13 protein-coding genes and 1 riboswitch are annotated in these 14,410 nt (G+C 70.2%); of the genes, 6 read left to right on the forward strand and 7 right to left on the reverse strand.

Going from position 1 to position 14,410, the window contains the following annotated elements:
* Nucleotides 1-35: 35 nt before the first annotated feature.
* The 4 genes from groL to thrC form a co-directional block, all read right to left on the reverse strand.
* The gene (gene groL, locus ACZ4D5_RS34750; protein ID WP_467776476.1) at nt 36-1,661 is read right to left on the reverse strand and encodes a chaperonin GroEL; all 1,626 of its coding nucleotides are present in this window, start codon (nt 1,659-1,661) and stop codon (nt 36-38) included.
* 332 nt (nt 1,662-1,993) lie between these two features.
* The gene (locus tag ACZ4D5_RS34755) at nt 1,994-2,197 is read right to left on the reverse strand and encodes a cold-shock protein (RefSeq protein WP_005315736.1); all 204 of its coding nucleotides are present in this window, start codon (nt 2,195-2,197) and stop codon (nt 1,994-1,996) included.
* A gap of 419 nt (nt 2,198-2,616) precedes the next feature.
* Complete coding sequence (locus tag ACZ4D5_RS34760; protein WP_095752309.1) at nt 2,617-2,892, reverse strand: ubiquitin-like small modifier protein 1; 276 nt, start codon at nt 2,890-2,892, stop codon at nt 2,617-2,619.
* A 113-nt stretch (nt 2,893-3,005) separates the two neighbouring features.
* On the reverse strand, nt 3,006-4,301 hold the full coding sequence (gene thrC / locus ACZ4D5_RS34765) for a threonine synthase (RefSeq protein ID WP_467776477.1): 1,296 nt from the start codon (nt 4,299-4,301) through the stop codon (nt 3,006-3,008).
* 17 nt (nt 4,302-4,318) lie between these two features.
* A riboswitch (SAM riboswitch) is annotated at nt 4,319-4,467 on the reverse strand.
* 155 nt (nt 4,468-4,622) lie between these two features.
* On the opposite strand from thrC, the gene ACZ4D5_RS34770 reads away from it, so the two are divergent.
* From ACZ4D5_RS34770 to ACZ4D5_RS34790, 5 genes are all read left to right on the forward strand, one after another.
* A complete protein-coding gene (locus tag ACZ4D5_RS34770; protein ID WP_467776478.1) occupies nt 4,623-5,567 on the forward strand; it encodes a glucosyl-3-phosphoglycerate synthase in 945 nt (314 codons plus the stop codon).
* Nucleotides 5,568-5,632: 65 nt separating this feature from the next.
* Nucleotides 5,633-7,702: a DUF7927 domain-containing protein gene (locus ACZ4D5_RS34775; RefSeq protein ID WP_467776479.1), complete on the forward strand. Its 2,070-nt coding sequence runs from the start codon at nt 5,633-5,635 to the stop codon at nt 7,700-7,702.
* 104 nt (nt 7,703-7,806) lie between these two features.
* Complete coding sequence (locus tag ACZ4D5_RS34780; RefSeq protein ID WP_467776480.1) at nt 7,807-9,216, forward strand: alpha,alpha-trehalose-phosphate synthase (UDP-forming); 1,410 nt, start codon at nt 7,807-7,809, stop codon at nt 9,214-9,216.
* 86 nt (nt 9,217-9,302) lie between these two features.
* Nucleotides 9,303-9,689, forward strand: coding sequence for a hypothetical protein (locus ACZ4D5_RS34785; protein ID WP_467776481.1), 387 nt, complete (start codon nt 9,303-9,305; stop codon nt 9,687-9,689).
* A gap of 69 nt (nt 9,690-9,758) precedes the next feature.
* Nucleotides 9,759-10,796 (forward strand): right-handed parallel beta-helix repeat-containing protein, encoded by a 1,038-nt coding sequence (locus tag ACZ4D5_RS34790; RefSeq protein ID WP_467776482.1) that lies wholly within the window; start codon nt 9,759-9,761, stop codon nt 10,794-10,796.
* Here ACZ4D5_RS34790 and otsB read toward each other — a convergent pair.
* Genes otsB through ACZ4D5_RS34805 form a run of 3 tightly spaced genes read right to left on the reverse strand, consistent with a single transcriptional unit; the run spans nt 10,784 to nt 13,212 of the window.
* Nucleotides 10,784-11,656: a trehalose-phosphatase gene (gene otsB / locus ACZ4D5_RS34795; protein ID WP_467776483.1), complete on the reverse strand. Its 873-nt coding sequence runs from the start codon at nt 11,654-11,656 to the stop codon at nt 10,784-10,786. The genes ACZ4D5_RS34790 and otsB overlap by 13 nt on opposite strands.
* Nucleotides 11,657-11,675: 19 nt before the next feature.
* Nucleotides 11,676-11,909 carry a DUF3263 domain-containing protein gene (locus tag ACZ4D5_RS34800; RefSeq protein WP_467776484.1) on the reverse strand — a complete coding sequence of 78 codons (234 nt, stop codon included), beginning with the start codon at nt 11,907-11,909 and terminating at the stop codon, nt 11,676-11,678.
* A 37-nt stretch (nt 11,910-11,946) separates the two neighbouring features.
* Entirely contained in the window at nt 11,947-13,212 is a 1,266-nt protein-coding gene (locus ACZ4D5_RS34805) for an ABC transporter substrate-binding protein (RefSeq protein ID WP_467776485.1), read from the reverse strand.
* Nucleotides 13,213-13,438: 226 nt separating this feature from the next.
* On the opposite strand from ACZ4D5_RS34805, the gene ACZ4D5_RS34810 reads away from it, so the two are divergent.
* Nucleotides 13,439-14,332, forward strand: a complete 894-nt coding sequence (locus ACZ4D5_RS34810; protein WP_467776486.1) for an SIS domain-containing protein — start codon at nt 13,439-13,441, stop codon at nt 14,330-14,332.
* The last annotated feature ends 78 nt before the right edge of the window (nt 14,333-14,410 follow it).

The raw sequence follows: 14,410 nt of genomic DNA on the forward strand, positions 1-14,410 counted from the left end.
TCGCGTGAAGCGATGAACCGCCGATCCGCGAGGGATCAGAAGTCCATGTCACCGCCCGGCATGCCGCCCGGAGCGGCGCCGGCGGCGGCCTTCTCCGGCTTGTCGGCGATGACGGCCTCGGTGGTGAGGAACAGCGCGGCGATGGAGGCGGCGTTCTGCAGGGCAGAGCGGGTCACCTTCGCCGGGTCGAGGATGCCCTCGGCGATCATGTCGACGTACTCACCGGAGGCGGCGTTCAGGCCGTGGCCGACGGTCAGGTTGCGCACCTTCTCGACGACGACACCGCCCTCCAGGCCGGCGTTGACGGCGATCTGCTTCAGCGGGGCCTCAAGGGCCAGCTTCACAGCGGCGGCACCGGTGGCCTCGTCGCCGTCCAGCTCCAGCTTCTCGAACACCTGGGAGGCCTGCAGCAGGGCCACGCCACCACCGGCGACGATGCCCTCCTCGACGGCCGCCTTCGCGTTGCGAACGGCGTCCTCGATGCGGTGCTTGCGCTCCTTGAGCTCGACCTCGGTCGCGGCACCGGCCTTGATGACCGCAACACCGCCGGCGAGCTTCGCCAGGCGCTCCTGCAGCTTCTCGCGGTCGTAGTCGCTGTCCGAGTTCTCGATCTCGGCGCGGATCTGGTTCACACGGCCCTGGACCTGGTCGCTGTCGCCAGCGCCGTCCACGATCGTGGTCTCGTCCTTGGTGATGACGACCTTGCGGGCGCGGCCGAGCAGGTCGAGACCGGCGTTCTCCAGCTTGAGGCCGACCTCCTCGGAGATGACGGTGCCACCGGTGAGGATGGCGATGTCGCCGAGCATGGCCTTGCGGCGGTCACCGAAGCCCGGGGCCTTGACGGCGACGGACTTGAAGGTGCCACGGATCTTGTTGACGACGAGCGTGGACAGCGCCTCGCCCTCGACGTCCTCCGCGATGATCAGCAGCGGCTTGCCCGACTGCATGACCTTCTCCAGCAGCGGAAGGAGGTCCTTCACGTTGGAGATCTTGGAGTTGACGATCAGGATGTACGGGTCATCCAGGGCCGCCTCCATGCGCTCCATGTCGGTCGCGAAGTACGCCGAGATGTAGCCCTTGTCGAAGCGCATGCCCTCGGTGAGCTCGAGCTCCAGACCGAAGGTCTGCGACTCCTCGACGGTGATGACGCCTTCCTTGCCGACCTTGTCCATGGCCTCGGCGATGAGCTCGCCGATCTGGGTGTCGGCGGCGGAGATGGAGGCCGTCGAAGCGATCTGCTCCTTGGTCTCGACATCCTTCGCCTGCTCGAGCAGGGCGCCCGAGACGGCCTCGACGGCCTTCTCGATGCCGCGCTTCAGAGCCATCGGGTTGGCACCGGCGGCCACGTTGCGCAGACCCTCGCGCACCAGGGCCTGGGCCAGGACGGTCGCGGTCGTCGTGCCGTCACCGGCGACGTCGTCCGTCTTCTTCGCGACCTCCTTGACCAGCTCGGCGCCGATCTTCTCGTACGGGTCCTCGAGCTCGATCTCCTTGGCGATGGAGACACCGTCGTTGGTGATCGTGGGGGCGCCCCACTTCTTCTCGAGGACGACGTTGCGACCCTTGGGGCCCAGGGTCACCTTGACGGCGTCGGCGAGCTGGTTCATGCCGCGCTCGAGGCCGCGCCGTGCCTCCTCGTCGAACGCGATGATCTTGGCCATGTGAAGTGGTCCTCCCGGACGGGGTGGAAAAGCAAACGGACCGTGCTGGTGCCCGCGACGGACGGCCTGCGTGCCTTGTGGTTCCTTGCCCCACCCGGCCTGCGGACCTCACCGACCCGATCCAAGTTCTGTCACTCTCACTCGGAGAGTGCTAAGCCCAATGATTAGCACTCGACCCCTGCGAGTGCAAGCGCCTCTCACGGATCCAGGACAGCCTCAGGGCTGCCCGCCGAGGCGCCCCGGCACACACGACCAGCGCACACGAGGGGCCCGTACCCCTGATGGGATACGGGCCCCTCGCGATGCTTGCGTCGGTGGCCGATCGCGCCGAGCTAGACGGCGAGCTTGACCATGTCCGCCTGCGGACCCTTCTGGCCCTGCGAGATCTCGAACTCGACTCGCTGACCTTCTTCCAGGGTGCGGTAGCCGTCCATCTGGATCGCGCTGTAGTGGACGAAAACATCCGCACCACCGTCGACCGCGATGAAGCCGTACCCCTTCTCCGCGTTGAACCACTTGACGGTGCCCTGAGCCATGCCTAACTCCCCTATTACTGGCCCTTGCACAGGACCGCACTTCGCGGACCCGGGTCAGACCTCACCCCCCATTGGTTGGGGGTGTGCGCCGGAACGCGTCGACCGCCGCTGAATGTATCTGTCCAACTGCCGTCTGCAACAGGTCAATCGGACGAGAATTCTGGGCACGACCGATCGGGAAAATGCGGAGATTCTGCCGGAATTCAGGGCAAGTCGGGCCAGGCAAATGCCGCATAAGGCTCAAATGGGCAGCTCTGTTTGGCTACTTCTTGTCGACTCAGGGCCGACTTCATATATGCGCTCGGCACTAACGGCGAAGCACGCTTCCCAACTGTACCGCGCTCAACCATGCAGAATTGCCCCCTCCGTTTCTCTCGCGGAGGGGGCAATTCAGATAACGCAGGGTACTTGCGAAAACATCAGCCGCCGGCGACGGCGGGAATGATCGAGACGCCCGCGCCGTCCGGCGTCGCGGTCTCCAGGCCCTGCTCGAAGCGGACGTCGTCGTCGTTCACGTACACGTTCACGAAGCGGCGCAGCTTGCCCTGGTCGTCCAGGACGCGGGCGGCGATGCCGGTGTGGTTCTTCTCCAGGTCGGCGATGACCTCCCCGAGGGTGGCCCCCTCGGCGACGACCTCGGCCTGACCGCCGGTGTAGGTGCGGAGGATGGTGGGGATACGGACGTTGACGCTCATGGGGTTCACCTCTGAAGTACGGGGCGGGAGTGTGCCCCTGGAAGGGGCGCGGGGAACTGCGCGAGGACGGACCACGACCGCACGTCGGCAACGGCGATCAGGCCCTGCGGCGCCTAGCCGGCCAGCCCCGCGGAGCGGAACGCCTCAAGGCTGGGCTTGATCGTGGCGGTGGCCTGCGAAGTCTCGGCGACGGCGTCCAGCGTCTTCAGGCCGTCCCCGGTGTTCAGCACGACCGTCGTGAGGGACGGGTCGATCAGCCCCGCCTCGACCAGCTTCTTCGTGACGCCCACCGTCACACCGCCCGCGGTCTCCGCGAAGATCCCCTCGGTCCGCGCGAGAAGCTTGATGGCATCGACGACCTGCTCGTCGTTCACGTCCTCCACCGCACCACCCGTGCGACGCGCGATGTCGAGGACGTACGGCCCGTCGGCAGGGTTGCCGATCGCCAGCGACTTGGCGATGGTGTTCGGCTTCTGCGGGCGCACGACATCGTGCCCCGCCTTGAACGCGGCCGACACCGGCGAGCAGCCCTCCGCCTGCGCACCGAAGATCTTGTACGGCTTGTCCTCGACGAGGCCGAGCGCGATCAGCTCCTTCAGCCCCTTGTCGATCTTCGTGAGCTGCGAGCCGGAGGCGATGGGGATCACGAGCTGATCCGGCAGGACCCACCCCAGCTGCTCGCAGATCTCGTACGCGAGGGTCTTGGAGCCCTCGCCGTAGTACGGCCGCAGGTTCACGTTCACGAAGCCCCAGCCCTCGCCCAGCGGGTCGCCGATGAGCTCGGAGCAGAAGCGGTTCACGTCGTCGTAGTTGCCCTCGATGCCGACGAGCTCGCCGCCGTAGACCGCGGCCATGACGACCTTGCCCTGCTCCAGGTCGTGCGGGATGAACACGCAGGACCGGAAGCCGGCGCGGGCCGCGGCGGCACCGACGGCGCCCGCGAGGTTGCCGGTGGAGGAGCAGGACAGGGTGGTGAAGCCGAAGGCACGCGCGGCTTCCAGCGCCTGCGCCACGACGCGGTCCTTGAAGGAGTGCGTGGGGTTGCCCGAGTCGTCCTTGACGAACAACTTGCCCTGCTCGACGCCGAGTTCACGGGCGAGGTTGTCGGCCTTGACGAGCTTGGTCCAGCCGGGGTTGAGGTTCGGCTTGTCGGCCACGTCGGCGGGGACGGGGAGCAGCGGGGCGTAGCGCCAGATGTTGGCGGGGCCCGCCTCGATCCGCTTGCGCAGGGCCTCCGGGTCGCCGAGGGGAAGGTCGTACGCGACTTCGAGGGGGCCGAAACACTCGGCACAGGCGAAGATCGGTCCGAGCGGGAACCTGGTGCCGCACTCCCGGCAGGAGAGTCCCGATGCGGGGCCCAGGTCTACGGGGGTGGTGGTGCTTTCGGTGGCGACAGTCTGCACAGCCATGGAGGCGAGGCCCTTTCTCCTCATCTTCCTCGCGACGCATCTCGCCGCGAGACGGAATTGGCACCTTCCCTAGCCGGGAGCCTCGCGGCGCTGACTGCGCACGAGACCGGCTGGAGGGTTGCCGGGGCTTCAACGGGCCGTATCCCTCTGCCCCTCTGGATGAGCGGTATTCGATTGTGGGTTTCAGTTGTTGATCTCAACGCGGCGGCGACCCCGACATGCGATGGTCACCGGCGTTGTTCAAGACTGTAACCGAAGCCCTGGACCCTTGAGATAGTCGTCCGAACCGCGAGATGGATCACATACGGGAGGACCCTGACCGTGCTGGAAGAGGTCGAGTGCTGGCTGAGCAGGCGTTCCTGGTCCGTCACCGACCGTCCACTGGAGCGCCTCGTCGCCGCCAAGCGCGCGTCCGGCACCTCGGTGAGCGTCGTGCTGCCCGCCCTTGACGAGGAGGGGACGGTCGGCGAGATCGTCTCCGTGATCCGCGGCGAGCTGGTCGAGAAGGCCCCGCTGGTCGACGAGCTCGTGGTGATCGACTCCGGCTCCCGGGACCGCACGGCGGAGGTCGCGGCGGCCGCGGGCGCCAAGGTCGTCCACCGGGACGAGATCCTGCCGCGCATCACGCCCGTCCCCGGCAAGGGTGAAGTTCTGTGGCGCTCGCTGCTCGTCACGAGCGGTGACGTCGTGGCGTTCGTCGACGCGGACCTGAAGGAGTTCTCCGCGGACTTCGTCTCGGGGATCGTGGGCCCGCTGCTCACCGACCCGGACGTGGACTTCGTGAAGGCGATGTACGACCGGCCGCTGGGTGAGGCGGTGGGCCAGGGCGGCCGTGTGACCGAGCTGATGGCGCGCCCGCTCCTGAACATGCACTGGCCCCGACTGGCGGGCTTCGTCCAGCCGTTGGGCGGCGAGTACGCGGCCCGCAGGTCGCTCCTTGAGCGGCTGCCGTTCCCGGTGGGGTACGGCGTGGAGCTCGGCCTGCTCGTGGACGCGCTGCACACGGTCGGCCTGGACGCCCTCGCGCAGGTGGACGTGGGCGTGCGCAGGCACCGGCACCAGGACGGGCAGGCGCTCGGGCGGATGGCGGCGGCGATCTACCGGACGGCGCAGCTGCGCCTGGCGCGTGGCCATCTCGTACGCCCCGAGCTCACCCAGTTCGAACGCGGCGAGCACGGATTCGAACCGAGGACGTATGCGATCGACACGGAGGAGCGGCCCCCTATGACCGATATCTCCGAGTATGCACACCGTCGCGTGGCGTAACCGCCCACGATCATGCGCTTTGCCTACATTGCCCATTCATGTGGGTCAGACATGCAAGGAAAGCCATGCGGCGGGCGGCGGCACTGACGCTCGCCACCGCCACCGTCGCGGCCGGGGTGCTCACCGCGACCGCGACGCCCGCCGCCGCGGAGGTCGTCGAGCCCTTCGCCAAGCGCTACGACGAATCGCTGTACGGCGACTTCAAGACCATCGGGAACACGGTCCTCGACTGCCCGACGAGCCCCGCCGACGTGGCCGCCGCCTGCAAGGAGACCCAACAGGCCAAGGGCACCAAGAACAACAACAACTTCGTCGAGCGCCGCATCGACGTGGCCGGGATGACCGGCACCTTCGACTCCAGCACCGGCCAGGTGACCATCCCGCCCGGCGCGAAGGTCGACTACGCGCGGCTGTTCTGGGGCGGCAACGCGGGCACGCACCGCTTCGGCAGGACGGTCCGCGACATCTGCGACCTCAACCGCGACGGCAACCTCCCCGTCGACCCGGCCCCCGGCGACCCGCTCACCACCCGCCCGGTCATCCGGGTCGGCGGCGGCGCCCAGTCCAGGGTGAACGTCGAGAACGCGGTGCGCACCCCGAACGCCACGCAGGGCCCGCACTACTACACCGCCGAGGCCGACGTGACCTCCTCCTTCGCGGGCGCCGCCACCGGCAGCCCCGTCGAGGTCGCCGTCGGCGACGTCTGGGCGCCGACCGGGCAGGGCTGCGTCGGCGGCTGGTCGCTGACCGTCGTCTACAAGTACGACGGGCCCAACGAGCAGTACGCCCCCGACCGCCGCAACGTCTACATCTGGGGCGGCCACGTCATCCAGCGCTCGGTCAAGAAGCGGGCGGCGGCCCCGGCAGGATCCACCACCATCCCGGTGGACGGCTTCTACCGCACCGACGGCGACATCCACGCGAGCACCACGGCGTACGAGGGCGACTGGAACACCAAGGGAGACCAGTTCCTGGTCAACGACCAGCCCGTCACCGAGTCGCACACCGGCAGGGCCGACAACTTCTTCATCAGCGAGGACGACGGCGCGGTCGACCCGAAGTACGAGAACAACCTGAGCATCGACGCCAAGGCCTTCGAGGTGCCGGACGGGGCGATCCCCGTGGGCGCCACCTCGGCCAAGCTGACGTTCACCAGCACCGGCGACGTGTACGTCCCCTCGCAGCTGGCGCTCTCCGTGCCGGTCCCCGACCTGGAGGTCACCAAGACCGCCTCGCCCGCCAAGGTCAAGCCGGGTGACAAGCTGACGTACACGGTCAAGGCCGAGAACATCAGCAAACTGCCCTACCCCGGCGCCAAGTTCAGCGACGACCTGAGCGGCAACCTCGACGACGCGACGTACAACAACGACGCGAAGGCCTCCACCGGCACCGTCTCGTACACCAAGCCGAAGATCTCCTACGTCGGTGACATCGCCCCGGGCCAGACCGCGACCGTCACCTACTCGGTGACCGTCAACGACCCCGTCAGCGGTGACGGCAAGCTGCTCAACAACGTCGACGTCCAGACCCCGCGCTCCAACTGCGACAAGGACAGCACCGACCCGAACTGCACGTCCGAGCCGGTCATCGACTACCCCGAGCCGCCGATCACCGTCATCTCGCGGCCCGCCGACCCGACCGTCCCGGCCTGCGGCTCCACCACCAACACCATCACCCTCAAGAACCCCTCCGGTGACCCGCGCATCGGCGCCTCCGCCTCGTGGCCCGTGAAGCCGGGATCCACGCCCGTCGCGAGCTCCGGCACGGTCACCAGGCAGGGCTCCGCGTACGTGTGGCGGGGCACCGTCCCCGCCCGGGGCAAGGTCACCGTCACCCAGAAGGTCAAGGTGTCCTGCACGCCCGGCGAGGTCACCGTGATCACCGTGACGGCGCCCGGCAGCAACTGCCCGAAGTCGAAGCGGGGCGGCGACGACCCGTGCACCACGGCGATCCTCGCCCAGCGGGTGCAGGGGCGGCCCGCGCCGCCGCAGCAGCCCGGACAGCCGGAGCGGCCGCGCGATCAGCTCGCCGAGACCGGCAGCGACTCCTCGACCATGCTCTACGGCGGGGTCGCGGCCGCGCTGTGCGGGCTCGGCGTGCTGGTGCTCGCCGCGGTGCGGGGACGGCGCGACTGACCTGACGTCGTGGACGGCCGGGCTCCGCGGATGTGCCGGAGTCCGGCCGTACGTTTGCCCGGCCGCACGTTTGCCCGCCCCCGGGACGGGCTACGTTTTGCCACATGGTCTCCGAGTCCGGATCGGCATCGGCCGCGGCTTCCGCGGCGCAGGTACTCGTCGCGTCCAACCGCGGCCCCGTCTCGTACGCGGTCGGGGAGGACGGGGAGCTCACCGCCAAACGCGGCGGGGGCGGCCTGGTCTCCGGGCTCAGCGCCATCGGCGACCGGGCGGACTCGCTGTGGGTGTGCGCGGCGCTCGGCGAGGGCGACAGGGAGGCGGTGCGCCGCGGCGTCGGTGAACCGGGCGTACGGATGCTGGACATCGCCGCGGACGTGCACGCCGCCGCGTACAACGGCATCGCGAACTCAGTGCTCTGGTTCGTGCACCACATGCTCTACCAGACGCCCCTGGAGCCCGCCTTCGGCCCGGAGTTCCGCGCCCAGTGGGCGGCGTACGAGACGTACAACCGCGCGTTCGCCGAGGCACTGGCCGCGGAGGCGGGGCCGGGGGCGGCGGTCCTCGTGCAGGACTACCACCTGGCGCTGGTGCCGGGGATGCTCCGCGAGCTCCGCGACGACCTGCGCATCGGCCACTTCTCCCACACGCCCTGGGCGCCCGCCGACTACTTCCGGATGCTGCCGGACGACGTGGCCGAGCAGCTCCTTCGGGGCATGCTCGGCGCCGACCGGCTCGGCTTCCTCACCGGGCGCTGGGCGGACGCGTTCACGGAGTGCTGCGTGCGGATCGTCGGCGGCACCACGGGCACCCGGATCGGGGTGCACGGTCTCGGTGCCGACGCGGACTTCCTGCGGGAGCGCTCACGCCGTGAGGACGTCGAGGAGCGGATGCGGGCGCTGCGCGAACAGGCGGGCGAGGGCCGGAAGCTGATCGTGCGGGTGGACAGGACGGAGCTGTCCAAGAACATCGTGCGCGGGCTGCACGCCTACCGGCAGCTCCTCGATGACCGTCCCGAGTGGCGCGAGCGGGTCGTGCACGTCGCCTTCGCCTACCCCTCGCGGCAGGACCTCGCGGTGTACCGCGACTACACGGCGGAGGTCTCCCGTCTCGCGTCGGAGATCAACTCCACCTACGGCACCGGCAGTTGGACCCCGGTCGTCCTGCACGTCGAGGACGACTTCGCGCGCTCGCTCGCGGCGTACCGCCTCGCGGACGTGGCCCTGGTCAACCCCATCCGCGACGGCATGAACCTCGTCGCGAAGGAGGTCCCCGTGGTCTCCGACGAGGGCTGCGCGCTCGTGCTCTCGCGGGAGGCCGGTGCGTACGAGGAACTCGGCGAGGACGCCCTGCCGGTGAACCCGTACGACGTCACGGCCACCGCCGCGGCCCTGCACACGGCGCTGACCATGCCGGACGCCGAGCGCGCCGAGCGCACCAAGCGCCTCGCCGCGGCGGCGACGGCGCTGCCGCCCGCCCAGTGGTTCCTGGACCAGCTGCGGGCGCTCACCGGCTGACGGCCGCCGTCCGGCCGCGCCCAGTCCAAGGACCGCTGCGGTTTGTCCATGGGCCCGGCGCGCCGGGCGTCACTACGGTCCCCGGCATGACCCTGCGTCGCACGAGCATCGTGGCCCTCACGGCCCTCACCGCCCTCGCCACGACCGGCGCGGGCCTCACGCCCACCGCCGCCGCGCGCTCCGGCACCGCGTACCACGTGGACTGCGCCAAGGGTGACGACACCGCGTCCGGCACCTCCGCGAGGACGGCCTGGCGCACCGTGGCCAAGGCGAGCGGACACGCCTTCGGGCCCGGCGACCGGCTCCTGCTCAAGCGGGGTACGAGCTGCACGGGGGTGCTGGCTCCCAAAGGTGCGGGTGCGGCCGGCGCCCCCGTGCGCATCGACGCGTACGGCGACAAGCGGGCCGCGAAGCCGCACATCGAGGCCCAAGGGGCGCGCGCCGCACTGCACTTGGTGAACACCGAGCAGTAGGAGATCCGGAACCTGGACCTCTCCAACACCGGGCCCGCGACCACCACCGAGCGCCGTGCGGGGCTGTACGTGCAGCTCACCGACTACGGCACGGCCGAGCACTTCGTCGTCGACGGGGTGGACGTGCACGACGTGAACGGCGCCGACTTCAAGGACCCGGACCCCTCCGGCGGCATCCTCTTCGTCGTGCGGGGGACGGCGAGGCCCACGCGGTTCGCCGGGGTGCGCGTCGAGGACTCCACCGTGCGCCACGTCGACCGCACCGGCATCGGGATCATGTCGACGTGGGACGGCCCGGGGAAGTTCGCGACCGGCGTGCGGTTCCGGCGCAACACGGCGTACGACGTGGGCGGCGACGGCATCGTCGTCCACGAGACGAGCAAGGCGCGCGTCGAGCACAACTACGTCGACGGCTTCAACATGCGCTCCGCCGGCTACAACGCGGGCGTGTGGGCCTGGGAGTCCGAGGACGCGCTCTACCAGTACAACGAGGTGACCGGCGGCCACGGGACGCGCGACTCGATGGCGTACGACATCGACGGCGGCAACGTCCGCAACACCTACCGGTACAACTACAGCCACGACAACGAGGGCGGCTTCCTGCTCGTCTGCAACGGCGAGGGCAAGGTCAGCGACGGCAACCGGATCCACGACAACGTCAGCGTCAACGACCGCAACACGACGTCTCCCTACGCCGTGATCTCGGTGGTGTGCGGGGCGGCCACCGACACGCAGGTCTACCGCAACACGGTGGTCACCGACCGCTCGGACACCGCCCTGGTCTCCAACAACGGGCCGACCGGCGTGACCTTCCGCGACAACGTCTTCGTCGGCGCGTCCACCGGGCCGGGCTCCCCCATCAAGGACACGGTCAGCACCTACGAGGGCAACCTGTACTGGAACACCGCGCAGCCCCGCGACACGAAGGCCGTGAACGCCGATCCGCGGTTCGTCTCCGCGGCGCCCACGAAGCCCGGTGACGTACGCCTGAAGGACGGTTCACCGGCGCGGGGCGCCGGGACGGGCACGGACGACGGGACCGCGTACGACTACTTCGGGAACCCGATCCCCGACCCGCCCAACATCGGCGCCGATCAGTCGAGTTGAGCGGAGACCGCCGCCAGCAGACGCACCACGCCGAGCGGTCCGTCCACCACCAGGTCGGCCCGCCCGGCGAGCTCCGCCACCTCCGCGTTGCCGCTGCACACGAGCAGGCCCGCGACACCGTCCGAGCGGAGCTTCTCGACGGCGCCGAAGGCGGGCAGGTCGCCGAGGTCGTCACCGGCGTAGAGGACGGACTCCGCGCCGACCTCGCGCAGGTACTCGGCGAGGGCCACGCCCTTGTCCATGCCCGGCGGCCGCAACTCCAGGACGAGGCGGCCGGGTTCGACGATCAGGCCGTGCCGGGCCGCCAGGTGGCCGAGCGGTTCGCGCAGCGCCTCGAAGGCGGCCCGCGGGTCCTCGGCGCGGCGTGTGTGGACCGCGACGGCGCGGCCCTTCTCCTCGATCCAGGTGCCGCGCCAGGCGCCGATCGAGTCGAGGAATCCGGGGAGTTCGGCGCGGACGGCCGCGACCCCGGGGTGCGGCTCGGCGGCGTGGACGGTGCCGGTGACGGCGTCCCAGCGCTCGGCGCCGTAGTGCCCGAGGACGACGAGGTGGTCCAGGCCCGGCACGCCCGCGAAGCCGCCGTACCGGACGGCGACGCCCGCGGGGCGCCCGGTGACCACGGCGACGGACCGCAGGCGCGGGGCGAGCGCGGCCAGCGCGGGGACGGCGTCGGGGTGGGCGCGGGCCTGCTCGGGGTCGGGCACGATCGGGGCGAGCGTGCCGTCGAAGTCCAGGGCCACGACGGCCCGTTCGGGGCGCGCGAGGAGCGCGGCGAGGCCGTCGCGCCCCGCGGGCGTCACGGGCTCGGGCAGGTCCGACGGCTCGGGCGGGTCCGGCAGGGAGTACGTAGGGTCACCCATGGGCCCGACCTTAGCCGCGTCAGCGCTCGTCGCGCCGTGACTCCCGCACCCGCCGCAGCCGATTGACCGTAATCGGGTCATGGGCGAGCGCCCTGGGGTCGTCGAGGAGGGCGTTCAGGACCTGGTAGTAGCGCACCGGGACCATGCCGAGCTGTTCCCGGATGGCGCGTTCCTTGGCGCCCGGGCCCGGCCAGTCCCGCCGTTCCAGGGCGAGGACGGCGCGGTCCCGCTCGGAGAGCTCCTGATCGGTCATGCCCGACACGTTATGCCGTGCCTCCCTCGTCGCCCGGTTATTCCGCGTTCTCCTCGGACACCGCGCGGTTCTGGATCCTGCGCAGGATCGAGGCGGGGTCGCCGCTCTTGTCGACGGTCCTGCCGATGTCCTGCTTGATGTCCGCGGAGACCTGCGCCCAGGACGTCTTGCCCACCGGGTAGAGCTGGGAGGTCGGCAGCTCCTCCAGGAACTTGCCGAGGTCGGTGTGGCCGCGGTCCTTGGCCATCGCCTCGGACGCGGAGGTCGTCACGGGCAGGATGTCGTACTCGTTGGAGAAGTCGAGCACGTTCTTCTTGCTGTAGACGTAGTCGAGGAACTTGCCGGCCTCCTTGCGGTGGCCGTTCTGCTTGAACGCCATCATCCAGTCGGCGACGCCCATCGTGGCCTGCGCCTTGCCGTTGATGCCGGGCGCCGGCACCATGCCGAACTTCACGCCCTTCTTGGCGGCCATCTTCATCAGCGTGGGGTGGCCGTTGAGCATGCCGACCTCGCCGCGCGTGAACGCCGCGAAGGCGTCGGCGCGGTTCATCTTGCCGGGCGGCGTCGGTCCGGTCAGGCCCTTGCCGACGAGCTCGTCGCGCAGCCAGGTGAACGTCTTCGCGTTCTGCTTGGAGTCGATGTCGTACGAGCCGACGTTGTCGGTGTAACCGCCGCCGCCGCTCAGCATCCACATCAGCGTCTCGGCGGGCGCCTCCTCGGAGCCCAGCGGCAGCGCGTACGGGATCTTCACGCCGCGTGCCTTGAGCGTCTTCGCGGCGGCCTGCAGCTCGCCCCAGCTCCGCGGCGGGGTGAGGTTCGCGTCCTTGAAGAGCTTGGTGTTGTAGAAGAGCAGGCGCGTGGAGGAGGCGAACGGCATGCCGTACTGGATGCGGTTGACCTCGCCGGCCTGGGAGAGCGGGGCCAGGAAGTCGGCCTGGGTGGCGATGGAGAGGAGCTCGTCGGCCTCGTAGAGCTTGCCCTGCGCGGCGTAGTCGGCGTAGGCGCCGATCTGTGCCAGGTCGGGGGCGTCGCCCTTCTTGACCATCTCCTTGACCTCGCGGTCCACGTCGTTCCAGGAGTGGACGGTGACGTCGACCTTGATGCCCGGGTTCTCGGCCTCGAAGCCCTTGGCGAGCTTGTCCCAGTACTTCTTGGAGCTGTTCGCCGCGGAGTCGCCGTAGTCGGCGGCGACCAGCTTGAGGGTGACGTCGTCGCCGCCACCGGGACCGCCGCAGCCGGCCAGGACTCCTGCCATGCCCAGTGCGGCCACCGCCGCGGTCAGTCCTGTCACGCGCCGCTGCACAGCTGTCCCACCCTCATTGCTTCCACGTTCTGAGGCGTCCCCGCCTCAATGCCCTTGAACTGCGAGTTTCCCCCGAGTCCGGACACAAGGTCTACACCACCCGCGTATCACTTGTGCAACGGCGGCCTCGGCTTTGTCCATTGCCCGGGCGGTCCGACGGCTGCTAAGCACATCACGTTCACGCACAGCACACCCGAACGTCCCGCACGACGAGGAGCCTTGCCGCATGTCGCGTACCGCAGCAGAGATAGCCACCCAGCCCGCGTGCTGGCGCAGGGCGGCGGAGGCAGCCGCCTCGTTCGAGGCGTTCCCGAAGCCGGGTGAGCGGGTCGCCGTCACCGGGTGCGGGACGTCGTGGTTCATGGCCATCGCGTACGCGGCGCTGCGCGAGGCCGCGGGGCAGGGCGAGACGGACGCCTTCGCGTCCTCGGAGTTCCCGGCCGGGCGGACGTACGACCGGGTGGTCGCGATCACGCGGTCGGGCACGACGACGGAGGTCCTCGAACTCCTCGCCGGTCTGAAGGGCAAGGTCGCCACGGTCGCGCTCACCGGCGATCCCAAGACCCCGGTCATGGACGCGGCCGACGCGGTGGCGGTCCTGGACTGGGCGGACGAGGAGTCGGTCGTGCAGACCCGCTTCGCGACGACGGCGCTCGCCTTCCTGCGGGCCGGGCTCGGTGAGATCCCCGGCGTGAAGTCGGTGGCCGACGCGGCGGTCGACGCGGAGCTCGCGGTGACCGAGCCGCTGCCCGCCCCGGTGGTCGCGGCCGAGCAGTGGACGTTCCTGGGCCGCGGCTGGACGTACGGCCTGGCCCTGGAGGCCGCCCTGAAGATGCGCGAGGCGGCGGGCGCCTGGACGGAGTCGTACCCGGCGATGGAGTACCGCCACGGGCCGATCTCCATCACGGGCCCGGGCCGGGTGGCGTGGATGTTCGGCACGCTGCCCGAGGGCCTGGCCGGTGACGTGGCCCGGGTCGGCGGCGAACTGGTCGCCCGCCAGGAGGCGGACCCCCTGGCCGACCTGATCCGCGCGCAGCGCCTCGCGGTGGCCCTCGCCGAGTCCCGCGGCTTCGACCCTGACCGCCCGCGCAACCTGACGCGCAGCGTGATCCTGAGCTGAGCCACCGGGGGCGGCCGGGGGCGTCCGGAGGGCGCCCGGGGTGAACAACCGGCGCCCCCCGCATGAACCCCCGTACGC

The organism is Streptomyces sp. NPDC025651 (assembly GCF_055558735.1).